General features: G+C 64.4%; 19 protein-coding genes. 7 read left to right on the top strand and 12 right to left on the bottom strand.

The features are described from left to right. Positions 1-3: 3 nt before the first annotated feature. Both ACK56M_RS24680 and ACK56M_RS24675 read left to right on the top strand, forming a co-directional pair. Positions 4-204 (top strand): DUF1656 domain-containing protein, encoded by a 201-nt coding sequence (locus ACK56M_RS24680; protein WP_003257154.1) that lies wholly within the window; start codon positions 4-6, stop codon positions 202-204. 10 nt (positions 205-214) lie between these two features. After that, positions 215-1,075 carry an HlyD family secretion protein gene (locus ACK56M_RS24675; protein WP_013974168.1) on the top strand — a complete coding sequence of 287 codons (861 nt, stop codon included), beginning with the start codon at positions 215-217 and terminating at the stop codon, positions 1,073-1,075. Between the two features lie 105 nt (positions 1,076-1,180). On the opposite strand, the gene ACK56M_RS24670 is transcribed toward ACK56M_RS24675, so the two are convergent. Then, positions 1,181-1,630 carry a universal stress protein gene (locus ACK56M_RS24670; RefSeq protein ID WP_015271756.1) on the bottom strand — a complete coding sequence of 150 codons (450 nt, stop codon included), beginning with the start codon at positions 1,628-1,630 and terminating at the stop codon, positions 1,181-1,183. 272 nt (positions 1,631-1,902) lie between these two features. Between ACK56M_RS24670 and ACK56M_RS24665 the strand changes: the two genes are divergently transcribed. The 5 genes from ACK56M_RS24665 to ACK56M_RS24645 all read left to right on the top strand — a co-directional run bounded on the left by ACK56M_RS24665 (position 1,903) and on the right by ACK56M_RS24645 (position 8,052). Next, positions 1,903-2,811, top strand: a complete 909-nt coding sequence (locus tag ACK56M_RS24665) for a LysR family transcriptional regulator (RefSeq protein ID WP_015271755.1) — start codon at positions 1,903-1,905, stop codon at positions 2,809-2,811. Between the two features lie 227 nt (positions 2,812-3,038). Then, positions 3,039-4,580, top strand: coding sequence for an MFS transporter (locus ACK56M_RS24660; RefSeq protein ID WP_015271754.1), 1,542 nt, complete (start codon positions 3,039-3,041; stop codon positions 4,578-4,580). A 28-nt stretch (positions 4,581-4,608) separates the two neighbouring features. Continuing rightward, a complete protein-coding gene (locus tag ACK56M_RS24655) occupies positions 4,609-5,670 on the top strand; it encodes an HlyD family secretion protein (protein WP_015271753.1) in 1,062 nt (353 codons plus the stop codon). Beyond that, positions 5,667-7,118, top strand: a complete 1,452-nt coding sequence (locus tag ACK56M_RS24650; RefSeq protein WP_015271752.1) for an efflux transporter outer membrane subunit — start codon at positions 5,667-5,669, stop codon at positions 7,116-7,118. Before ACK56M_RS24655 ends, ACK56M_RS24650 begins: the two co-directional genes overlap by 4 nt. 139 nt (positions 7,119-7,257) lie before the next feature. Beyond that, positions 7,258-8,052 (top strand): SDR family NAD(P)-dependent oxidoreductase, encoded by a 795-nt coding sequence (locus ACK56M_RS24645; protein ID WP_411959116.1) that lies wholly within the window; start codon positions 7,258-7,260, stop codon positions 8,050-8,052. 68 nt (positions 8,053-8,120) lie between these two features. Here the strand turns inward: ACK56M_RS24645 and ACK56M_RS24640 are convergent, their stop codons facing one another. The 11 genes from ACK56M_RS24640 to algK all read right to left on the bottom strand — a co-directional run bounded on the left by ACK56M_RS24640 (position 8,121) and on the right by algK (position 21,667). Next, positions 8,121-8,933, bottom strand: coding sequence for an SDR family oxidoreductase (locus tag ACK56M_RS24640; RefSeq protein WP_100412776.1), 813 nt, complete (start codon positions 8,931-8,933; stop codon positions 8,121-8,123). A gap of 151 nt (positions 8,934-9,084) precedes the next feature. Next, the gene (locus ACK56M_RS24635; protein WP_100412775.1) at positions 9,085-9,549 is read right to left on the bottom strand and encodes a multidrug transporter; all 465 of its coding nucleotides are present in this window, start codon (positions 9,547-9,549) and stop codon (positions 9,085-9,087) included. A gap of 98 nt (positions 9,550-9,647) precedes the next feature. Next, on the bottom strand, positions 9,648-11,102 hold the full coding sequence (locus ACK56M_RS24630) for a mannose-1-phosphate guanylyltransferase/mannose-6-phosphate isomerase (RefSeq protein ID WP_024087718.1): 1,455 nt from the start codon (positions 11,100-11,102) through the stop codon (positions 9,648-9,650). A 35-nt stretch (positions 11,103-11,137) separates the two neighbouring features. Beyond that, positions 11,138-11,785 carry an alginate O-acetyltransferase AlgF gene (locus ACK56M_RS24625; RefSeq protein ID WP_013974158.1) on the bottom strand — a complete coding sequence of 216 codons (648 nt, stop codon included), beginning with the start codon at positions 11,783-11,785 and terminating at the stop codon, positions 11,138-11,140. A 16-nt stretch (positions 11,786-11,801) separates the two neighbouring features. Continuing rightward, a complete protein-coding gene (locus ACK56M_RS24620; RefSeq protein WP_015271747.1) occupies positions 11,802-12,959 on the bottom strand; it encodes an alginate O-acetyltransferase in 1,158 nt (385 codons plus the stop codon). Positions 12,960-12,969: 10 nt separating this feature from the next. Next, entirely contained in the window at positions 12,970-14,427 is a 1,458-nt protein-coding gene (locus tag ACK56M_RS24615) for an MBOAT family O-acyltransferase (RefSeq protein ID WP_015271746.1), read from the bottom strand. 195 nt (positions 14,428-14,622) lie between these two features. Continuing rightward, complete coding sequence (locus ACK56M_RS24610; protein ID WP_013974156.1) at positions 14,623-15,726, bottom strand: mannuronate-specific alginate lyase; 1,104 nt, start codon at positions 15,724-15,726, stop codon at positions 14,623-14,625. Between the two features lie 7 nt (positions 15,727-15,733). Then, the gene (locus ACK56M_RS24605) at positions 15,734-17,176 is read right to left on the bottom strand and encodes an alginate O-acetyltransferase (protein ID WP_054572778.1); all 1,443 of its coding nucleotides are present in this window, start codon (positions 17,174-17,176) and stop codon (positions 15,734-15,736) included. A gap of 13 nt (positions 17,177-17,189) precedes the next feature. Further along, complete coding sequence (algG, locus tag ACK56M_RS24600; RefSeq protein WP_015271743.1) at positions 17,190-18,749, bottom strand: mannuronan 5-epimerase AlgG; 1,560 nt, start codon at positions 18,747-18,749, stop codon at positions 17,190-17,192. Between the two features lie 15 nt (positions 18,750-18,764). Continuing rightward, complete coding sequence (locus ACK56M_RS24595) at positions 18,765-20,243, bottom strand: alginate export family protein (protein ID WP_013974153.1); 1,479 nt, start codon at positions 20,241-20,243, stop codon at positions 18,765-18,767. Beyond that, positions 20,240-21,667: an alginate biosynthesis TPR repeat lipoprotein AlgK gene (gene algK / locus ACK56M_RS24590; RefSeq protein WP_085720998.1), complete on the bottom strand. Its 1,428-nt coding sequence runs from the start codon at positions 21,665-21,667 to the stop codon at positions 20,240-20,242. Before algK ends, ACK56M_RS24595 begins: the two co-directional genes overlap by 4 nt. Positions 21,668-21,672 lie beyond the last annotated feature (5 nt).

Here is a 21,672-nt window from a genome sequence, read left to right as displayed (position 1 = left end):
ACCATGCCCCGTGAAATCGCCTTCCATGGCGTGTACATGCCCACCATGACCTTGATGTTCCTGTTCGCCCTGGGCCTGGCCTGGGGCCTGGACCGGTACATCGCCAGCCATGATGGCTACCGCTTCTTCTGGCACCCGGCGCTGCTGCGCCTGAGCCTGTTCGTCTGCCTGTTCGGCGCCCTGGCGCTGTCGCTCTACTGGTGAGAATCCTTCGATGAAAAAGTTCTTCAGCCTGATCGCCACCCTGTTGGTGCTTGCCGCTGCCGTGGTGATCGGTCGCCAGTTGTGGCTGCATTACATGACCACGCCTTGGACTCGCGACGGCCGTGTGCGTGCCGACATCATCAACGTCGCTGCCGACGTGCCTGGTTATGTGGTGGATGTGCCGGTCAAGGACAACCAGCGGGTGAAGAAGGGCGACCTGCTGATCCAGATCGACCCTGAGCACTACCAGCTGGCGGTCGACCAGGCAAAGGCGCAGGTTGCGTCGCGCAAGGCCACCTGGGAGATGCGCAAGGTCAACGCCAAGCGCCGTGCCGACATGGACAACCTGGTGATCTCCAAGGAAAACCGCGACGACGCCAGCAACATCGCCAACTCCGCCCAGGCGGACTACCAGCAGGCCCTTGCCGAGCTGGCTGCCGCCGAACTGAACCTCAAGCGCACCCATATCGTGGCCACGGTGGACGGCTACGTGACCAACCTGAATATCCACAAGGGTGACTATGCGCGTACCGGTGAAGCGGTGATGGCGGTGGTCGACGAGAATTCGTTCTGGGTATACGGGTTCTTCGAGGAGACCAAGCTGCCGCATGTGAAGGTGGGTGACCAGGCCGAGCTGCAGATGATGAGCGGCGAGCGCATCAAGGGCCATGTGGAGAGCATCGCCCGCGGCATCTACGACCGCGACAACCCACAAAGCCGCGAGTTGATCGCCGATGTGAACCCGACCTTCAACTGGGTTCGGCTGGCGCAGCGGGTGCCGGTGCGCATTCATATCGATGAAGTGCCGGACGGGTTTTTGCTGGCGGCGGGGACGACTTGTACGGTGGTGGTGAAGCCGAGCGAGGGATGATCCGGGGTGAGGTGGTGCAGCTACTGGCCTCTTCGCGGGCTTGCCCGCTCCCACAAGTGATGCGCCGCTCTTGGGGCTGGCGCAAATCCTGTGGGAGCGGTGCAGTTAGCTCGCTGCCCCTACCAATACTGGCACCTTCACCCGATCAATCACCTTCGTGCTGATCGACGGGTCCAGCATCCGCCCCAACCGCGACAGGTGGCGGTGGCCCATGATGATCAGTTCACAATTCAGTTCCTGCGCCTTGGCCACGATCGCCTCGACCGGATGCCCGGCCACCATGCAGCCCTGGCTGGCGAAGCCGGCTTGCTGCAACTCGCGCACCGCCTCGGCCACGGCCTGGTCGGCCTGGTGCTGCTCTTTGCAGGCGGCGGGGTATTCTTCCAGTTCTTCTGTGGTGTAAGGCGCGGGTTGGTCGTGGACGGCGAAGGTAGAGTCGATGGCCAGCAGCACATGCAGTTCGTGTTCGCCGGGGCGGCAGTAGTGGCGGGCGAGGGTGAGCAGGGCAGTGGATGCAGGGGAGGCGTCGATGGCGATCAGGACGGGGCTGGGCATGCGGAATCCTTGTTTCAGGCTGGCTAATCATTTGCCTGTACCGGCCCTATCGCCGGCAAGCCGGCTCCCACAGGTACTCCGCATTGCCCAAGGGCTGTGTTGACCCCGTGGGAGCTGGCTTGCCGGCGATAGGGCCAGTACAGGCACTGCAAATCTTATGACCCAATCACCGTCCAAAATAAATGCCCCACCACGCACGAGCGCATTGCGTCTGGTGCAATCCAGCAACCTGCTACCATCGCCATCTCCCACAGCTGTAACGGAAAACGGCCATGCAACTCCCGGACATGAACCTGCTCGTCGCCCTCGATGCCCTGCTCGACGAAGGCAGCGTGGTCGGCGCGGCGCAGCGCATGAACCTCAGCCCGGCGGCGATGAGCCGGACCCTGGGGCGTATCCGCGATGCATTGGGTGACCCGATCCTGGTGCGCGCCGGCCGTGGCCTGGTGCCGACGCCGCGGGCGCTGGCCCTGCGCGAGCAGGTGGCGGCGTTGGTGGAGCAGGCCGGCGAGGTGTTCCGCAGTGGCGACGAGGTCGACCTGCCCAAGCTTGACCGGGCCTTCAACATCCGCACCAACGACCTGTTCATCGCCCTGTACGGTGCCCAGTTGCTGCGGCGCATGCACGAGCAGGCACCGCGCACGGTGCTGCGCTTCGTGCCGGAAAGCCCCGGCGGCGATGACGACAGCGTGCTGCGCGACGGGCGTACCGACCTGATCATCAGCTCGACCGTGGACCTGGGGCCGGAGATCAAGGTACAGAGCCTGTTCCAGACCTACTATGTGGGCCTGGCGCGGCGCGACCACCCGATCTTCGAGCAGCCGATCACGGCGCACAGTTTTGCCAGTTATCCACAGATCAGCGTGTCCCGCCGTGGACGGGCCAATGGGCCGATCGATGTGGAGCTGGCCAACTTCAAGGTGCAGCGGCGGGTGGCGCTGATTACCCCGAGTTTTCACTCGGCGCTTTTCTCGCTGCCGGATTCCGACCTGATCCTGCCGATGCCGGCCAACATCCTCAACAGCGTGCACAAGCTCGGGCTGCCGCTGCGCTCGTTCGAGATCCCGGTGCCGCTGGAGCGAGTGACCGTGCTGCAGGCATGGCACCCACGGTTTCACAATGACCCGGCACATCGGTGGTTGCGGCAGACCCTGAAGGCCTGTTGCAGCGTTGACCCTTGATTGCCTATGAGGGCCTCATCGCCGGCAAGCCAGCTCCCACAGGATCGTTGCATATCTCGAAAACTACGCAGTACCTGTGGGAGCTGGCTTGCCGGCGATAGGGCCAGACCTGCAAAAGGCGGATTGCGTCCAGCGCAACATAAACCTACCGATAAGTCAGTTTTCGTCAGCATTCGACCTTCTTAGACTTGCTCCAGTCGCAAATTTGTTGCTGGAGATGTCTGCCCATGAGTTCCCTGTCCGCCCCGTCTGCCGCGATTGCCGCCGCCCCCGCGCCGGCCGCGCCTGCGCAGACTGCGTTCGGCCTGCAGGTAGTGGTCGGGCTGTTCGGTGTGCTGCTGGCCGTGTTGTGCGCGGGCCTCAACGAGTCGGTAACCAAAATCTCCCTGGCCGATATCCGTGGGGCCATGGGCATCGGTGCCGACGAAGGCGCCTGGCTGCTGGCGGCCTACAGCGCCGCCTCGGTTTCGGCCATGGCCTTCGCGCCATGGCTGGCCACCACGTTCTCGCTGCGGCGCTTCACCATGAGCGCCATCGGCCTGTTCGCCGTGCTCGGCCTGCTGCAACCGTTCGCCCCCAACCTGCACAGCCTGATGCTGCTGCGTGTGCTCCAGGGCTTCGCCTCTGGCGCCTTGCCGCCGATGTTGATGAGCGTGGCCCTGCGCTTCCTGCCTCCGGGCATCAAGGTCTATGGCCTGGCCTGCTATGCCCTCACCGCCACCTTCGGCCCCAACCTCGGCACACCGCTGGCAGGGCTGTGGACCGAATACGTCGGTTGGCAGTGGGCGTTCTGGCAGATCATCCTGCCCTCGGCGCTGGCCATGTTCTGCGTCGGTTGGGGCCTGCCGCAGGACCCGCTGCGCCTGGAGCGCTTCAAGCAGTTCGACTGGCGCGGCGTGCTGCTCGGCCTGCCCGCCATCAGCTGCATCGTACTGGGCCTGTCGCTGGGTGACCGCTGGGGCTGGTTCGATTCCCCGCTGATCTGCTGGCTGCTCGGCGGTGGCCTGCTGTTGCTGGTGCTGTTCATGTACAACGAATGGTCCGAGCCGTTGCCATTCTTCCAGTTGCGCATGCTGTCGCGGCGCAACCTGAGTTTCGCTCTGGTGACCCTGGCCGGTGTGCTGATCGTGCTCTCGGGCGTGGGCAGCATTCCGTCGGCCTATCTGGCGCAGATTCAGGGCTACCGCCCGGCGCAGACCAGCCCGCTGATGATGCTGGTGGCCATGCCGCAGCTGGTGGCCCTGCCGTTGACGGCGGCGCTGTGCAATATCCGCGCAGTGGACTGCCGCTGGGTGCTGGGGATAGGCCTGGCGATGCTGGCTGTGTCCTGTGCCGGCAGCAGCCTGCTGACCAGCGAGTGGATCCGTGGCGATTTCTACCCGTTCTACCTGCTGCAGGTGTTCGGCCAGCCAATGGCAGTGCTGCCGCTGCTGATGCTGTCCACCAACGGCATGACCCCGCAGGAAGGCCCGTTCGCCTCCAGCTGGTTCAACACCGTCAAGGGCCTGGCCGCGGTGATCGCCGGTGGCCTGCTGGACGCCCTTGGCACCCTGCGCCGGCACTTCCATTCCAACCACCTGGTGGACAGCCTGGGCAACGCCCCGCTGGTCGACGGTAACGCAGCCGGCCTGGCCAGGCGCATCCACGACCAGGCGCTGGTGCTGACCTCGGCCGACCTCTACCTGGTCATGGCCTGCATTGCCGTGGCCCTGATCTGCCTGATTCCTTTCGTGCCTACCCGGGTCTATCCGCCGCGCGCGGTGGCCTGAACCCTGGATGAATTCGAGAACCACTTAAATGACCAACAACCGCAAAACCCTGTTCATCGGCTCGGTGCTTGCCGTGGCCGTCCTGGCTGCCATCGTCGGCCCGTGGATGTTCGGCAGCGACCACCGCCAGAGCACCAATGACGCGTATGTTGTCGCCGACTACACCGTGGTCGCGCCCAAGATCGCCGGTTTCATCAAGGAAGTGCTGGTGGAGGACAACCAGCAGGTCAAGGCTGGCCAGTTGCTGGCTACCATCGATGCCCGTGACTACCAGGCCGCGCTGGATGCCGCGCAGGCGCAGTTGCTGGTGGCCCAGGCGCAAAGCGCCGATGCCCGTGCCACGCTCGAGCGCCAGGCGTCGCTGATTGCCCAGGCTGAGGCTGCAGTGAAAGCGGCCCAGGCCGAAGCTGCGTTCGCCGACCATGAGGTCAACCGCTACAGCCGCCTGGCCGAGCAAGGTGCCGGCACCGTGCAGAACGCCCAGCAGGCACGCAGTGGGGTCGACCAGGCCCGCGCACGCCTGGCCAATGCCCAGGCGGCACTGGTCGCGGCGCGCAAGCAGGTGGATATCCTTACCGCCCAGGTGGCCAGTGCCGACGGCCAGCTGAAGCGGGCCGAGGCAGGGCTGGAAAAGGCCCAGCTCGATCTGTCCTACACCCGCATCACCGCACCGGTGGACGGCATGGTCGGCGAGCGTGCCTTGCGTGTCGGTGCCTACGTCAACCCGGGCGCCCGCCTGCTGTCGGTGGTGCCGTTGCAGCAGGCCTACGTGGTCGGAAACTTCCAGGAAACCCAGCTGACCCACGTACAGCCTGGCCAGGCCGTGAGCATCAGCGTCGACACCTTTGCCGGTGAGAAGCTGCAAGGCCATGTGGAAAGCATCGCCCCGGCCACCGGCGTGACCTTCGCCGCGGTCAAGCCGGACAACGCTACCGGCAACTTCACCAAGGTGGTGCAGCGCATCCCGGTGAAGATCGTTTTCGATGACGGCCAGCCGCTGCTTGCCCGCCTGCGCGTGGGCATGTCGGTGGAAGCGACCATCGACACCCGTGGTGACAAGCTGGACGGCAAAGAGGTAAGTGCACGATGAAAGCGGCGTTACGCTTGAGCCCGTTGCTGCTGGCCGTATTGATGGCCGGCTGCACCTTGGGCCCTGACTTCCAGCGCCCTGACAGCCAGGCCCCGCAACAGTGGGCGCCGCTGCAAGGCGAGGCGGCGGCCAGCCAGCCCCAGGCCGAACCGCTGGAACTGCGCTGGTGGGAGAGCTTCCACGACGCCCGCCTGAGTGCTTTGATCCAACGCGTTGCCGAGCGCAACCTCGACCTGCAGATGGCCAGCGCCCGCCTGCTGCAAAGCCGCGCCCTGCGCAGCACCGTGGCTGCCGACGAAGTACCGTCAGTGGACGTGAACGCCGGCTACAGCCGCTCGCGCAATAGTGCCGAAGGCCTGAGTGACCCGTCCGGCAAGGCGGGCAAGGAAGCCTTCAACCTCTGGCAGGGTGACCTTGTGGCCGGCTGGGAGCTGGACCTGTGGGGCCGTGTGCGGCGCCAGGTCGAGGCAGCCGATGCCACGGTCGAAGTGGCCGAGAACGACCGCCGCGGCGTGCTGTTGGCATTGCTTTCGGAAACCGCCGGCAACTATATCCAGTTGCGCGCTGTGCAGCACACCATCGATGTGACCCGCGACAACCTCAAGGTCGCCCAGCACAGCCTGAAATTGTCCGAAAACCGCCAGGCCGAAGGTGTCGCCACGCGCCTGGACGTGGCTCAGGCCAGTGCCCAGGTCGCCTCTATCGAGTCACGCCTGCCTAGTCTGGAAGCGCGGCGCGACGACCTGATCAACGCCCTCAGCCTGCTTGCCGCCGAACCACCGCGCAGCCTGCAGGCCGAGTTGCTGCAGGGCGGCGAACTGCCTGCGCCACAGCAGAAGTTCGCCATTGGCTTGCCGTCCGAACTGGCCGAACGCCGCCCGGACATTCGCCAGGCCGAGGCTCGTTTGCATGCTGCCACCGCCAGCATTGGCGTGGCCAAGGCCGACTTCTACCCCAGCATCCGGCTGTCGGGCAGTGTCGGGTTCCAGGCCATGCAGCTGTCCGATTTCGGCGCCTGGGATTCACGCCGCTTCGCCTTCGGGCCGCAGCTGTCGCTGCCGATCTTCGAGGGTGGCCGGCTCAAGGGCACCTTGGAGCTGCGCGAGGCGCAGCAGCAGGAAGCGGCGCTGAACTACCGCAAGGTGGTGCTGGGTGCCTGGCATGAAATCGACGATGTGCTGCGCCTGTACAACGCCAGCCAGCTGCGCCGCGACCACTTGGCCGAGGCGGTGCGGCAGAACCGCATCGCCCTGGAAACTGCCCAGCGGCAGTATGTGGAAGGGGCGGTGGACTTTCTCAATGTACTGACGGTGCAGGGGGCTTTGCTGGCCAGCGAGGAGCAGTGGATCGACAGTTCTGCGGCGGTGTCGCAGGCGCTGGTGGGGCTGTACAAGGCCCTGGGTGGTGGCTGGCAGGCGTTTGACGAGCAGCCTGTGAAGAAAGTGTGATGTTTTGGGGCCGCTTTGCGGCCCATCGCGACACAAGGCCGCTCCTACAGGAGATCGCGTCCGCATGTAGGAGCGGCCTTGTGTCGCGATGGGCTGCAAAGCAGCCCCGGCAATTGTCCTGATTACCGAGGAGGCACAGATGCACATTTCCCTGAACGGCAAGCGCGCCATCGTCAGCGGCTCCACCGCCGGCATCGGCCTGGCCATCGCCATCGGCCTGGCCGAGGCGGGGGCCGAAGTGGTCCTCAACGGTCGCACCCAGGCCCGGGTCGACGAAGCCCTCAAAGTAGTGCGCGAGCGCCTGCCGCAGGCGCGCATCATCGGCATCGCTGCCGACCTGAGCACCCAGGCCGGTGCGCAGACGCTTTTCAAGCAGGTGCCGCACACCGACATCCTGGTCAACAACCTGGGCATCTTCGAGCCCAAGCCGTTCTTCGAGATCGAGGATGAGGACTGGCAGCGTTTCTTCGACGTCAATGTGCTCAGTGCCGTTCGCCTGTCACGCCACTATGCCGCGGGCATGGCCGAACGCAAATGGGGGCGAGTGGTGTTCCTGTCCAGTGAGTCGGCGCTGCAGATCCCGACCGAGATGATTCATTACGGCATGACCAAGACTGCGTTGCTGGCGGTGTCGCGCGGGCTGGCCGAGACCCTGGCCGGCACCGGGGTGACGGTGAATTCGGTGCTGCCGGGGCCTACGCGTTCGGAAGGTGTGGGCGACTTCTTTGCCAAGCTGGCCGAGGAGCAGGGGGTGTCGACTGAAGAGCTGGAGGCCAACTTCCTTGCCGAGCACCGGCCGACCTCGCTGATCAAGCGACTGGCGACAGTGGAGGAGGTGGCGAACATGGTGGTGTACCTGGCGTCGATGCAGGCCAGTGCCACTACCGGGGCTGCCTTGCGGGTGGATGGCGGGGTGCTGCGTTCCATTGCCTGATCTGTTTTGCCTGTACTGGCCTCTTCGCGGGTTTACCCGCGAAGAGGCCAGTACAGGCAACCAATCAATCAGAGCGGGCGCAGCAGGCCAAACCGCTTGCGCAACGCCCAATCCATCACCCGTCGCGGCAGTAACCGGGCCATCAACGGCAAAGCCGTACTGCCGTTCCCCAACCGCACCACCGCCGGCACCGGCGACTTCCCGACCGCTGCCAACACGCCCTGGGCAAACACTGCCGCCGAGGTGGGCTTGTCCTGCGAAGCCCGTGCCCGTGCCTGCACGTGCTCGCGCAACGGCCACCACGCCGAATCCGCCGCCAGCACCTGCTCGGCCTGGCGCTGGGCATTGCTGGCGAACTGCGAGGCAATCGCCCCTGGCTGCACTTCCATAACCTGCACACCAAACGGCGCCAGTTCCAGGCGCAAAGCATCGCTCAGGGCATGCACGGCGGCTTTCGAGGCGCAGTAGGCGCCGGCGAACGGAGTGACCAGCACGCCTGATACGCTGCCGATGTTCACCACCAGGCCCCGTGAGCGGCGTAGCTGTGGGAACAATGCGCGGGTAACGCCGACCACGGCGAAGACATTGGTTTCGAACTGCTGGCGCAGGGCATCCACACCGCCATCGAGCAGCGGGCCCATGGCGCCGTAGCCAGCGTTGTTGATCAGGATATCGAGGTTTTCCAGTTCCTCGGCCAGGCGGCCCAGTGCCTCGCTGTCGTTCACATCAAGTAGCCGGGCGGTGAAGCCGGCGGCGTTCAGTTGCTCGACATCCTCAGGTTTGCGGGCGGTGGCCCAGACGTGGTGGCCGGCATCGCGGAAGGCGTCGGCCAGGGCGCGGCCGATGCCGCTGGAACAACCGGTGATCAGGACGGTGGGCATGGTTGGGGCCTGTTGTCAGGGGAAGTTGGTGTTGCCTGTGCCGGCCCTTTCGCGGGCTTGCCCGCTCCCACAGGAACTCCACAGCTCTTGAGTACTGTGCAGTACCTGTGGGAGCGCGCAAGCCCGCGAAAGGGCCGGTACAGGCGATACATTAGTTGGCAAACGTACCTTGCAGATGCTCTGCACGAAACTCCAGGGTCTGCGGCCGGTACCCGGAGCGCAGTGGCGGCAGCGGCAGGCAGTCCTTCCACTCGGCCCCTGGCTGCAGTTCACCCGGCCCACGGTAGCGCGGGGCGTTGTAGGTGTTCTCCGCCAGGTTCACGGTATCGCCCGGCGCATACGCCGCCACCCGCCAGCGCAGCTCGGTCAGCGGCACGTCGTTACCGTTCTTCATGCGCACCTGCAGGGCGCGGTCGGCGGGGCAGTGTTCGGGGGCGTAGCTCAGGCGCAGGTCCAGGCGGGCCAGTTGCGAGGTTTCGCGGGTGTCCTGCCAGACGACGAACAGGGCCACCAGGCCCAGGCCACAAACGGCTGCCAGCGAGATCGGCAGGGCCTTGGCCGGGTAGCGCAACAGCAGCACCAGCCAGGTGAGGATGAGGAAGGCACCGATGATCATGGGACGTGCAGACCTTGATTGCGCGGGGTCTGACCATCGTAGCCCGAAATGGAGAGTGGCTCAAAAAGCGGGGCCGCAATGCGGCCCCAGGGGTTGCATTACTGCGCGATGGTCTTCACCGAAACACCACGCTCGATGGGTGTAGAGGTACGTCCATACACATCCTCGAAGCGCTCGATGTCATCCTCGCCCAGGTAGCTGCCGGATTGCACTTCGATGATCTCCAGCGGGATCTTGCCCGGGTTGCGCAGGCGGTGCACCGATGCGATCGGGATGTAGGTCGACTGGTTCTCGGTCAGCAGGAACACGTTCTCGTCACAGGTCACCTCGGCGGTGCCGGACACCACGATCCAGTGCTCGGCACGGTGGTGGTGCATCTGCAGCGACAGGCTGGCGCCCGGCTTGACGGTGATGTGCTTGACCTGGAAGCGGCCGCCCATGTCCACCGAGTCGTACGAGCCCCACGGGCGATACACTTCCAGGTGGTTCTGGGTTTCGCTGCGGCCCTGCTCGTCGAGGGTCTTGACCATCTGCTTGACGCCCTGGACCTTGTCCTTGTGGGCAATCATCATGGCGTCCTTGGTCTCGACCACCACGATGTTCTCCAGGCCGATCACCGACACCAGCTTGCCGTTGCCGTGGATCATGCAGTTGTGGCTGTCCTGCACCACCACATCGCCCTTGGTGACGTTGCCGTTGTCGTCCTTCTCGTGCACTTCCCACAGCGACGACCAGCAGCCCACGTCGCTCCAGCCGGCCGACATCGGCACCACGCAGGCGCGCTGGGTCTTTTCCATCACCGCGTAGTCGATGGAGTTGTCCGGGCAGCAGGCGAAGGTGGCTTCGTCGATGCTCAGCACATCACCGTCTTCCTGGCTGCGCTCCAGGGCCAGCACGCAGGTGTCGTAGATGTCGCCGTCGTGCTTCTTCAGCTCTTCGAGGAAGCGGCTGGCACGGAACAGGAACATGCCGCTGTTCCAGAAGTAGCCGCCGGCCTGGACGAACTCGGCGGCGCGTTTTTCGTCGGGCTTTTCGACGAACTGCGCCACGCGCGCCACGCCTTCAGGCAGCAGGGCGTCCTGGCTGGAACGGATGTAGCCGTAGCCGGTTTCCGGCTTGGTCGCCGGCACGCCGAACAGCACCATCTCGCCACGCTCGGCGGCCACGGTGGCCAGGGCCAATGCGCGCTGCAGGGCCTTCTGGTCATCGATCACGTGGTCGGCGGGCAGCACCAGCATCAGCTCGTCGCGGCCTTCGTTGACCAGTTTCATGGCAGCCATGGCCACGGCCGGCGCGGTATTGCGGCCGAACGGTTCCATCAGGATGCCTTGGGTTTCCAGCTTCAGCGCGGCCAGTTGCTCCTGGACGATGAACTTGTGGTCCTTGTTGCAGACCACGATCGGTGTGTCCATGCCTTCGAACACCAGGCGCTCGAGGGTTTGCTGGAACAGTGTGTGTTCACCGGTCAGGGCCAGGAACTGCTTGGGGAACTGCTTGCGCGACAGAGGCCACAGACGGGAACCGCTACCACCAGAAAGAATTACCGGGATCATCATGTTTCTCCAATAGTCGTTGAGAGGCAGGGGAATCAGTTGCTAGCCACGGGGCGAGTTACCCACACCGGCGACAAGGCGTTGCCGGAACCCGTTACGTACAGCACTGCGGCTTCGCCGCGCTCCAGGGCGACGGGTTTGACGTCACCCACTTTCTTGTCTCCTTGGAACAGCGCCAGGTTGACCTTGACCGGGTTGATTTCGCGTTCGCCGCGGCCGTTGGCGGCAACCGGCTTGACCACTTCGGTCTTGCCGTCGGCGGTCTTCAGGGTCAGTTGCTGGTCACTCAGGTTCTGCACGCGAACCAGGGCTTTCTGCTTGTTCTTGAACGGCGGCTCTTCGATCAACTGCGGGTTGCCGCTGGCGCTGTTGACCAGGGTGTAGTACTTGTCCGCAGCCAGCTTGACCGGCACGCTCTTGCCACCGACCTGAGCGGTGTAGTCACCCCCTGGCAGGAAGCTGAAGTCACTGCTGCCCTGTGCACCAACCTGTTTGATCTGGGTGTTGCCGACCGAAGCTGCCGCCGGTGCGCTGGAAGCGTTGTAAAGGCGCACGAAGGTCGAGCCTTTCGGTGCGCTCGGGCCATACAGCGCGGCGTCGGCGCCGGCGAAGGCCTGCATGGAGGCCAGGGACAGGCCGGCAGCGAGGGTGAGGGCTTTGGCAATGGAAGTCTTGGTAGTCATATGTAGGTTCCTCTGATTAGTGGTTAGTCCGGGTGGACGACAAAGCCAGGTTTTCTTCGGATTTACGGGTGTTCTTCAGCTGGGCGATCCACTGTGGATCGAAGCTGCTGAGGTCGTTCTTCATTGGCAGATAACGTTCGGGGAATTCCCACACCACCACTTGGGGTGCGGCGTTCTTGAAGGCATCGCTTTGCAGGTACTTGAGCATCGGCAGCAGCGGGCCATGGCCGTCTTCGGCGTAGTTGGCCACATCGCTGCGCAGGGCCTGCTGCAGCGCGCCGAGGAAGTTCCAGTGCGGGTTGGCGCTGTAGCTGGTGCCCACCAGTGCAACCGGGATCTGCGTGTCGGCGAACAGTGCGTCACCGGCTTCACCTTCGGTCTCGACCGGGCGAGTGGTGCGCTGCTGCAGGTTGTCCGGGGCCGGCAGCAGGTTGCTGAACAGCGGGTCCAGTGGCAGGAAGTTGGTCAGGTCGCCCTTGTATGGCGCGGTGCTGCCGGCTTCGGTGATGAACGCCTGCGGGTCGCCGTTGAGCAGGCTCTGGCGGCTGACCGCTTCGGCCAGTGCCTGCGCAGCCACTTCGGCGCCCATCGGCGTCCAGTGGGTGTCGGTGCGCAGGAACACCTGGCCGCGCGCCTTGGCCTGCTCCATGGGTGCCAACAGGTCCGGGGCGAACACGTTGGCCTGGCGTGCCTGGGCATGGAACTGGTTGTACAGGTCGTCATGCAGACTGGTCGGCAGTTCCGTGCCCAGGTATTCGGCGTACACCCGCGCCTTGGCTGGCACGATCGCCAATACAAGCTGGCTGCCGTGCTGCTGCAAGGTGTCACGCACGCCACGGATCAGCGCCAGGTTTTCCTGCATCAGCTGCTCGGCACCGGCGGTGGGCTTGAACTCTTCGTCACTGAACAGCCACTGGTCGCGGCCCAGTACCACGCCGGGGCGGCCTTCGTTGAACAGCTTGAAGTCCATCGCCGCCCAAAGGTTGGTGCCCAGGCGCTTGATCGGGAACTGCTCGTCGTAGTGGGTCTCGGCAGCCTTGGCCAGCTTGCCGTTGAGCAGGGTCATCTGCTCGGTACGCTGGAAGCTTTGCAGGCCACCGGTGGACCAGACGCCCATGCCCACCAGCAGGCCGAGGAACGACAGCGAATAGGTAATGCGTAATGTCCGGGTCATGTCATCAACCTCAGAACTGGAAGTAAAGGAACGGCGAGTAGCTCTGCGCCGAAAGCTTGAGGATCGAGGCCACGAACAGCAGCAGCACCAGGGCGCGGGTCATCACCCGGGTCCAGTCCAGGCCGATCGAACCGTCGCTGTTGACCTGCACCGGGGTGGCCTTGGGCGTTGGCCGGGCGTTGCGGTAGAAGTCGCGCAGGCCGAAGAACGCCAGGGTGATGTAGGCGACCACCAGGGTGGCTACCTGCAGGCCGGTGAGCTGGGCACGGTTGAGTTCCGACAGCTGCCAGTCGCCGAAGCTGAACATGGCGCCGTACATGCGACCGGCCACTTCCAGGTTCTCGGCACGGAAGATCACCCAGCCGACCACCACCAGCAGGAAGGTGAATGCCCACTTCACCGGGTTGAAACGCTGCGGGTTGGTGTCGATGCCCAGCGCGCGCTCGATGGCCAGCCACATGCCGTGCCAGGCGCCCCAGATGATGTAGGTGAAGTTGGCGCCGTGCCACAGGCCACCCAGCAGCATGGTCAGGAACAGGTTGCGGTAGGTGTTGAAGGTGCCTTTGCGGTTACCGCCCAGGGTGATGTACAGGTAGTCGCGCAGCCAGGTCGACAGGCTGATGTGCCAGCGCCGCCAGAACTCGGTGATCGACTGGCTGATGTACGGCTGCTTGAAGTTCTCCATGAAGCGGAAGCCCATCATCAGGCCCAGGCCGATGGCCATGTCGCTGTAGCCGCTGAAGTCGAAGTACAGCTGCGCGGTGTAGGCCAAAGCGCCGAGCCAGGCATCCCCGGTGGTCGGGTTCTGCAGGGCGAAGCAGTGGTCGGCCACTACCGCCAGGGTATCGGCGATGAACACTTTCTTGATGAAGCCCTGCATGAAGCGGGTGCAGCCTTCGGAGAACTTGTCCAGGGTGTGGGTGCGGTTGTTGAACTGGTCGACCAGGTCCTTGAAGCGCAGCACGGGGCCGGCGATCAGGTGCGGGAAGATCGCCACGAACGCCGCGAAGTCGATCAGGTTGCGGGTGGCCGGGGTGTCGCCGCGGTACACGTCGATGATGTAGCTGATCGACTCGAAGATGTAGAACGAGATACCGATCGGCAGCAGCACGTGGGTGAGGATGAACGGCTCCAGGCCGAACGAGGAGATGATCGCGTTGAGGCTGTCGACGCCGAAGTTGGCGTACTTGAAGTAGCCGAGAATCGCCAGGTCCACACCGACGCCGAGCAGCAGCCAGCGCTGTGCCGGCTTGGTACGCACGCCGGCGGCGCCGACTTTCAGGCCGATCCAGTAGTTCCACAGGGTCACGCCGGCGAACAGGGCGAGGAAGTCGACCCGCCACCAGGCGTAGAAGATGTAGCTGGCGACCAGCAGCAGCAGGTTGCGATAGCGTTGCCCGCTCAAGTAGTACAGGCCGAGGAAGATCGGCAAGAACAGGAACAGGAACACGTTGGACGAGAAGACCATCCCGGTTCTCCTTTTTGTTCACAGCATCCGGGGCAAAGCGCCCCCCAAACCCCCCACTCAAAAAGTGGGGGAAGCCTTGGTACCTGTGGGAGCGGGCATGCCCGCGAACAAGGGCGAAGCCCTTGCCATGCACCGCGGTGCCTTCTTCGCGGGCATGCCCGCTCCCACAGGTTCCGACCCCAAAAGGGGTTCAACTCATTTCTTGCTCTCTGCGCTCGGGTCATAGACCCGGGTCAGGTCGCCGCCCAGCCGGAAGCTGTTGAACGGCTGCATACCGCGCTTGCGCTGCAGGGTGTCGCCACTGCACGCATACAGGCTGCAATAGGGCTCCATCCACGAGTACTTGCTGTCGATCTTCAGGTCTTTCATGTCCTGTTTCTCGCCATTGCGGGCCTTGAACGCGCTTGGGTCCTTCGAACCGTTCAGTACCCGCTGCGCCAGGCGCTGCAGGGCGTTGTTGTTCTCGCCGCGCACGTCCACGCCATTGACCTGGGCGAAGCTGGCGATCATCGTCAACGGCGGCAGGGCGTAGTTGTGGTAGGCCAGGGCGCGTTGCTTGCGCTTCAGTTCGTTGGGCAGGAAGCCCTGCTCGTCTACCTGGTTGGCGCCAACCCTGTATTCCTTCACGGCCCAGTCGAACAGGTCGCGACGGTCGGTAGCCACGGCGGTGGCCATTACCGCCCAGGCCGCCCAGTAGCTGTGGTTGTTGATCTTCTCCAGTGGCAGGTCGCTCCAGTCGCGCACGGTCTGCTCGGCCAGGCGGGCGAACCATTTTTCGATCAGCTCGGCCTCGGCCTGGTGCGCGGCCAACGGCTGCGAATTGGAGAACTTCAGGCGCAACCACGAACCACTCATGCTGCCCAGCGCCCATTTGCGCATCGACTTGCCGGTGTGGTTGTAGTCGGTGGACATCAGCGCATCGGCGCGGGCCCAGCTGCCCAGCCAGGCCAGGGTGCAGTCGAGTTGCGCCGGGCGGCCGTCACGCATGTACTGGCCGATCATCTTGCTCACGCCTTTCTCAAGGGTGGTGATGTCTTCGGTGGACTTGCGAAAGGCCTTTTCCGAGTCGGCGTTGAGTGTTGCCCGCGCCTTGTCCGAGCCTTCGTACTTGCTGCGGAACTGCAGGGCACCGGTATACGGTTTGGGGGCAGCTTCGCAGCGGAAGTTGCCGTCGCCGGTCTTGAGCTTTTCGATCCCCTCGTAGTAACCCTGGGGCGGTACCAGCGCGGCGTGCGCGGCACCGCCGCACAACGCCAGGGCGAGCAGGGCGGGGCGGGAAATTCGCTTGAACGGGATCATGGTCGCCTCACTGGCCGGCCTGCGCGGTCTGCGCAGGCACGGCGAAGTTGTTGCGTTTGCAGAGCTTGGCTTCGACCTTCTGGGTACCGCTTTCCGGTCCCTGCACCTCGAACGCCAGCAGGCTCTGGCTGGCCCAGTCCTCGTCTTCGCGCATCTGGAAGACGAAGCGGCCGTCGGTGTCGGAGGTTTCCGGTTTTTCCAGCTTGATGTCCTCGTGGCGGCCGTTGAGGTACCAGAGGGTCGCCTGCAGCACCTTCACCGACGGGTCTTCGAACTTGACGTCCATCTGCATGTTGCGGTTGATCAGGTCTTTGATCACGCCGCCCTTGCCATTGACCATCAGCTCGTTCTTGCCGGGCTTGAGGGTGGCGCTGGCGCTCATCAGGGCCGGGCGGTCATCGCAGCCGTCGTCGAGCAGGCCAAGGATTTGCCGCCAGATGGTTTCCTGGTCCAGGCGATACAGCGGGGAGAATTCCCAGATCAGGATCTTCGGCGGGTTCTTCTGGAATTCTTCGCTGCCCAGGTACTGGATCATCGAACCTTCCAGGCCACCACCAGGGAAGGCCACGTTGAGCACGTCGGCGCCGATGTACTGCTCGAGGAACCCGGAGAAGTTGTAGTTCTTGCCACTGTGGCTGGTCCCGACCAGGGTGATCTGCGCGTTGCCGCCGTCACCGAACAGGTCGTCGCCGCCGCCGGTGGAACCTTTTGGTTCGGTGGCGAACTGGTCCATGTACTGGACGGCATAGCTGGTGCCGCACAGCTGGCCGGCCACGTTATGCAGGGTGCCGGTCTTGCCCATGCGCCCGGACTTTTTCGTTTCGAATTCCTTGCGCGGGATGCCTTCGAAAGCCGGCATCTTGTGCACGGTATCGGCCACGATCCTGGCCGCGCGCTCGGCGCCATAAGGCGTCCAGTGCTGGTCGCCACGGAAGTAGAAGTCCTTGCCCTGGTCGGCAGCGGCCAGCTGTTCGTTGGTCAGCGGCGACAGGTCGGGCACGTTGTAGCCCATGCTGGCAAAGCGCTTGAGCATGGCCTGGTAGTTGCCCAGGGCCTTCTGGTAGTCGAAGGCAGCCTTTTCCGCCGGGTTGAGCATGTTGCGGTTCACCAGGCCGCGGGTCGGCTGGTACACCACCACCAGTTCCACGCCGCGCTTCTTGAATGCGTCGTGCACTTGCTGCAGGCGCTTGTAGCCGGCCGGGGTGGTATTGAACTCGGTGCGCAGGTCTTCGCGGGTACGGAACAGCCAGTCGCCCTTCGCCTGCACCAGCGTGGTGAAGTTTTGCTGGTAACGGGTTGTGTAGCGGCTTGGGTCGTGCGCTTCAGGGCACAGCTGGCAGCAAGGCTCGGCGCTGAAGGTGGGGGCCTTGACGTCTTCGGCGCGCACGCCCTGGCTGATCGCCAGAAGGGCGGCGGACAGGCCCAGCAGTTTCATCAGATGTGGAGTCATGGTCTGGGCTTCCTTAATCGATCATTTCGGTCTGGCGTTCGACCGGGTCGATCAGCACAGCCTTTTGCTGGCGTACCAGCAGGTCGAGGATTTCGTCCTGGCGTTCGCCGAGGATGCCGTTGAGGCTGATGCCGTTGGCCTTGCGCGGGGCGAGCATGGATACCTTGTAAAGCTCGACCGACAGCGGCGAGTCGATCGACAGCGGGCCGGAGCCGTTGGCCGCCAGTTCGCCACCGACCAGGATCAGCGACACCTTGGTGTCGAACGGGTCGAGGGCGATGTCGCGGTCGGTGTTGGACAGGTCCTTGATGTGGCCGTACACGCCGACCAGGCCGTTGGCTATTGCGACGTTTTCGTACAGGCGGATGTTCACGCTGTTACGTACGCGGATGCCGTGGCGGCGGTTGTTGATCAGCTTGTTGCCCCAGATCAGGTTGTCGCCACTTTCGTACAGGGTGATGCCGTCGGTGTGGTTGCGGTAGATCTCGTTGTAGGCAATCAGGTTGTTGACGCTGTTACGGTCGATCACCACGCCCGAGAGCTTGTTGTCGAAGCTCTTGTTGTTGATGATCCAGCTGTCGTTGACCTCACGCGAGACGATGATGCCGTGCTTCTTCTTGGTGCCGTACACCGTGTTGCCGGCGATGATCAGCCGGTGCGAGCGGTCGTGCGGGTCGATGCCGTAGACGATGTTGTCGCGGTAGGTGCTGTCCTTGACCACGAAGTCCTGGGTCTCGTAGCAGTAGAAGCCGTACCACATGTCGCTGAACTCAGAGCCGATGATCCAGCCGGTGGGTTCCGGGCGGCCCATGCGCTTGGCCATGTTCGGCGTGTACTGCGAGATGCTCACGCCGTACGACTTGGACTTGGCGTAGCCGAAGCTGGCCATTTTGGTGTTGACGATGTAGGTCTCGGTACCGCCCCACGACAGCAGGAACGGGCGGAACTCCTTGGGCGAGCGGAAGGTTGCCGGGCCGTTTTCCTTTTCCCGCCAGCCGGTCACCTGGGTGTCGGTGACGAACAGCTTGCCGTCGTTGACCAGGAACGAACCGCCTTCCTGGGACAGGCGCAGTTGCTTGACCTTGCCGTCGATCTCGAGGATGCCCTTCTGCCCGACCACGATCGGCAGGCGCGCCAGGTAGACCCCTGGCTCGACTTCGCTGAGGTACTGCTTGGGTACCTTCTTGCTCAGCTCGACCAGGTCGACATGGCCGTCATCGACGAAGATCGCCTGCGGAATGCCATGCTGGCGCTGGACCCACTCGGCCGCCTTGTTGTCGCCGCCAACGAATTCCTTGAGGGTGTCCTCCTGGAACATGCGGCGCAGGCTGACCTTGCCTTTGTGGCGACGGTCGATTTTCTTCTGCACCGCCTCGGCGGTGTAGCCGGTCAGGTCAGGCAGCTTCGGCGGGTCCATGTGCAGCGGCTCGACCGGTGCACTGGAGACCGTGTAGGTCTTGGCCTGCTGCAGTTCCTTGGCGATCACCTGGGGCTCTGCGGCAGCGACCAGGCCACTGGCCAGCAGCAGGGCGCTGGCCAGGAGGCTGTGACGTAAGTGCGGGTGAAGGTTCATCAGGGTCTCCCGGCCTCAGAAGCGCCAGATCACGTCGACGAAGGCGCGGTGCATGTACGAGTCCGCTTCCTTGCCGTAGGCGTCACCCGGCTTGAACACACCGGCGCGCAGGCGCACCAGGGCAGATGGCTCGTCGATGGCCTGGCTCATCGAAGCCGGCAGCAGGCCTTGCTTGAAGTACTTGGTCACGACCACGTCCATTTCCTGGCCAAGGTCTTTTTCACCATCGACCAGCGGGCGGTTCACGCCGTTGTCATTGACTACCGCGTTGATGCCGCTGGAACCGATGTTCTGGTTGCCATCGACACGCCAGAACTTGTGGTAGATGAAGCTGGCGTCGTAGTCGTCGCGCAGCTGCCAGGAGGCGAACAGGGTGGCCGCCTGCAGGTTGCCCAGCTCGCCACGGAAGGCTTCACCGAAGCGGTGCACGCGCGAACGGGTGCCGGTGTAATTGGAGCGGTTGCTCTCGAGGCCGGTCTGCTCGTAGTTGCTCGAACCGTCGTCGCCACCACCACCGCTGCCACGGGCGTAGGCCGCACCGACCTGCCATTGCGGGTCGAGGCGCAGGCGGATGCCGAGGTCGGTGGCCCAGGCGTTGACGTCACCGCTCTGCTTGCCGGTGGCCACGGTTTCGTCACCGACGACCTGGCTGCTGAGGGTGTCGCGGTCACCGGTCAGCCAGGTGACGCTGCCCCAGTAGTTGACGGTGTGGTCGTTGCGCCAGTTGTAGGCGTCGCTGTTGGCTTCCAGGCCCAGCCAGGTGAGGTCGCCGGTGCGGGTCTTGTCCAGCGCATCGACGGTTTCGCCCGGGTTCTTCAGGCTGCCGCCGTCGTGGGTGTGGTGGGCGCGAACGCCGACCCAGTGGCCAGGGGTCCACTGCGTGGCGACGTTGCCGTAGAGGTGTGTGCGGTCCTTGTCTTCCGGGGCCAGTTCGGTGAGGTCGGTGCGGTATTCGCTGAAGCGCTGGGCCACGCCCAGGTCGGCCTTGAGCAGGGTGGTGTCGAAGGTCCAGTTCAGCGCCTCGATATTGGTGTCACGCCACATGCCATCGTCGCTGCGCAGGCGCTGGCGGCCGAAACGCAGCTGCTCGCCGGGGTAGGCGGTCAGGCCGCTGTAGCCGACCCAGAATTCGCGCATGGCCAGGTAGCTCTTGTCCTGTTCACGGCCGTCGGCAGCGGTATCGGTACTGGTGCCGTCGTCGTTCTGGCGCAGGGTGTCGGTTTCGATGGTGTCGGTGGCGGTGACTGCCTGGCCCATGGCATAGGCGCTCCAGTTGCCACGCTCGCCATATACCCAAGGGCGCAGATCAAGACCGAGGCCGTTGACGTCGCCGCCGGAGCGGGTGCCCAGGTCACGGTCGTCTTCCGACTGGCCGGTGATCTTCACATCCAGGCCGAAGTTCTTTTCAGCGGTCATTTCCGCCAGGGTCGGGCAGGACCACAGCAGGGCGAAGCTCAGGCCGATGCCAGCTTTCACGAAGGGATTGAGCGTCATAGCGAGTCCTCACCGGTTACTTCTTTTTCGTCGTCTTGCAGGGCTTCGATGGCCAGGGTGCTGTTTGCGCCTTGCGCCATGCTGCCGCGCGCCTGCTTCTCTTGTGCCAGCAGTTGCTGGGCCTGGCTGCGTTGGTCAGGCGTAAGTTGCTGATCGAGCTGCTGCAACAGTTCAGCGGACTGCGGCGACGGGTTGGCCTGGGCCAGCTGGGCGAATACCCAGGCGTTACCTGGTTGCGGGCGAATGCCGTGGCCTTCGCTGAACAGCTGGGCCAAGGCGTAGTCGGCGCTGTTCTGTCCGCCACGGGCGGCGGCCAGCAGGTGGTCGACGGCCTTCTGCGGCTCGACGTTGCCCAGGTAACCGCGGCGGTACAGCTGGCCCAGGTAGTAATGGGCGCTGACTTCGCCGGCGTCGGCGGCAGCCTGCAGGTGTTCTTCGGCTTTGGGCGCGTCCGCAGGCACGGTCTTGCCTTCGTAGTACAGGCGGCCCAGCAACAGTTCGGCGCGTGGCTGTTCGGCTTCGCGGCCCTTGTCGATGTAGGCCATCAGCTGGTCGGTATCACCCAGCTCGGGGAAGTCGTACACCAGTTGCGCCAGGCTGACCCAGGACGCCGGGTTGGCCGGGGCCACCTGCTCGAGCAGGTCCTTGGCGGTTTTTTCGTCGGTCTGGCCGAGGCTGCGGTCAGCCAGTACCCGGGCAACGCTGTCGACCCGGGTGGCCGGCACTGCGCCACGGGCGTAGGCAGCCTTGAGTTGGCCGAGCAGGGCAGCCTGCTGGTCGGCCTGGCCACGCTTCTGGTACACGGTGGCCAGTTCGACGTAGCAGATGTCGGTGGTGTTCAGGGCGGCCTTGCAGATTTTCTCCACTTCGCCCAGGTGCTGGTCGTAGGTGCCCTGGGTGCGGTACAGCAGCACCTGGGCCAGGCCCGCTTCCGGGTTACCGGCGGCGCGCCACTGGTCAATCTGCTGCTGCGCGTTGACCTTGGGGAAGCTCTGCGGGTAGGTCAGGTAGAGCATCGCCAGCGGGATCAGGGTGTTGCTTTCGCCCTGCTTGGCGGCTTGCTTGAGCAGGGTTTCGGCTTCTTCGCGCTCGGCCTGGGTGCTGTCGGGCTTGGCCACCAGCAGGCGGCCAAGGCGCGCCTGGGCACGCGGCGAAATGGCGGCCGCGGCGCGGTAGGTGGCCTCGGCTTCCTTGATTTTCGCCGGATCGCGGGTGGCGACCTTGATGTCGGCCAGGCCCACTTGCGCTTCGCTGTAGCCCAGGTCGGCCAGCGCCTTATAGTTGCGCTCGGCCAGTGCCGTGTCACCGCGCTTCATGGCTTCGTTGGCCAGGCGCTGGTCGGGCAGGCCTGCACAGCCGGCCAGGGTGATGGCTGCAGCCAGGGCACACAGGCCCAGGCTGGCGCTTTTCTTGTGGGGAATCATGTTGT

The sequence above is a fragment of the Pseudomonas sp. s4 genome (genome assembly GCF_046764235.1).
In the GTDB taxonomy this organism is placed as follows: domain Bacteria; phylum Pseudomonadota; class Gammaproteobacteria; order Pseudomonadales; family Pseudomonadaceae; genus Aquipseudomonas; species Aquipseudomonas asiatica.
Note: the sequence above shows the minus strand (reverse complement) of the source record. Positions and strands in the feature narration are given on the sequence as shown.

Bases quoted from the DNA above. Each gene is read 5' to 3' on its own strand.
- ACK56M_RS24680 (WP_003257154.1), top strand. From the start codon at position 4: ATGCCCCGTGAAATCGCCTTCCATGGCGTGTACATGCCCACCATGACC.
- ACK56M_RS24675 (WP_013974168.1), top strand. From the start codon at position 215: ATGAAAAAGTTCTTCAGCCTGATCGCCACCCTGTTGGTGCTTGCCGCT.
- ACK56M_RS24670 (WP_015271756.1), bottom strand. From the start codon at position 1,630: ATGCCCAGCCCCGTCCTGATCGCCATCGACGCCTCCCCTGCATCCACT.
- ACK56M_RS24665 (WP_015271755.1), top strand. From the start codon at position 1,903: ATGCAACTCCCGGACATGAACCTGCTCGTCGCCCTCGATGCCCTGCTC.
- ACK56M_RS24660 (WP_015271754.1), top strand. From the start codon at position 3,039: ATGAGTTCCCTGTCCGCCCCGTCTGCCGCGATTGCCGCCGCCCCCGCG.
- ACK56M_RS24655 (WP_015271753.1), top strand. From the start codon at position 4,609: ATGACCAACAACCGCAAAACCCTGTTCATCGGCTCGGTGCTTGCCGTG.
- ACK56M_RS24650 (WP_015271752.1), top strand. From the start codon at position 5,667: ATGAAAGCGGCGTTACGCTTGAGCCCGTTGCTGCTGGCCGTATTGATG.
- ACK56M_RS24645 (WP_411959116.1), top strand. From the start codon at position 7,258: ATGCACATTTCCCTGAACGGCAAGCGCGCCATCGTCAGCGGCTCCACC.
- ACK56M_RS24640 (WP_100412776.1), bottom strand. From the start codon at position 8,933: ATGCCCACCGTCCTGATCACCGGTTGTTCCAGCGGCATCGGCCGCGCC.
- ACK56M_RS24635 (WP_100412775.1), bottom strand. From the start codon at position 9,549: ATGATCATCGGTGCCTTCCTCATCCTCACCTGGCTGGTGCTGCTGTTG.
- ACK56M_RS24630 (WP_024087718.1), bottom strand. From the start codon at position 11,102: ATGATCCCGGTAATTCTTTCTGGTGGTAGCGGTTCCCGTCTGTGGCCT.
- ACK56M_RS24625 (WP_013974158.1), bottom strand. From the start codon at position 11,785: ATGACTACCAAGACTTCCATTGCCAAAGCCCTCACCCTCGCTGCCGGC.
- ACK56M_RS24620 (WP_015271747.1), bottom strand. From the start codon at position 12,959: ATGACCCGGACATTACGCATTACCTATTCGCTGTCGTTCCTCGGCCTG.
- ACK56M_RS24615 (WP_015271746.1), bottom strand. From the start codon at position 14,427: ATGGTCTTCTCGTCCAACGTGTTCCTGTTCCTGTTCTTGCCGATCTTC.
- ACK56M_RS24610 (WP_013974156.1), bottom strand. From the start codon at position 15,726: ATGATCCCGTTCAAGCGAATTTCCCGCCCCGCCCTGCTCGCCCTGGCG.
- ACK56M_RS24605 (WP_054572778.1), bottom strand. From the start codon at position 17,176: ATGACTCCACATCTGATGAAACTGCTGGGCCTGTCCGCCGCCCTTCTG.
- algG (WP_015271743.1), bottom strand. From the start codon at position 18,749: ATGAACCTTCACCCGCACTTACGTCACAGCCTCCTGGCCAGCGCCCTG.
- ACK56M_RS24595 (WP_013974153.1), bottom strand. From the start codon at position 20,243: ATGACGCTCAATCCCTTCGTGAAAGCTGGCATCGGCCTGAGCTTCGCC.
- algK (WP_085720998.1), bottom strand. From the start codon at position 21,667: ATGATTCCCCACAAGAAAAGCGCCAGCCTGGGCCTGTGTGCCCTGGCT.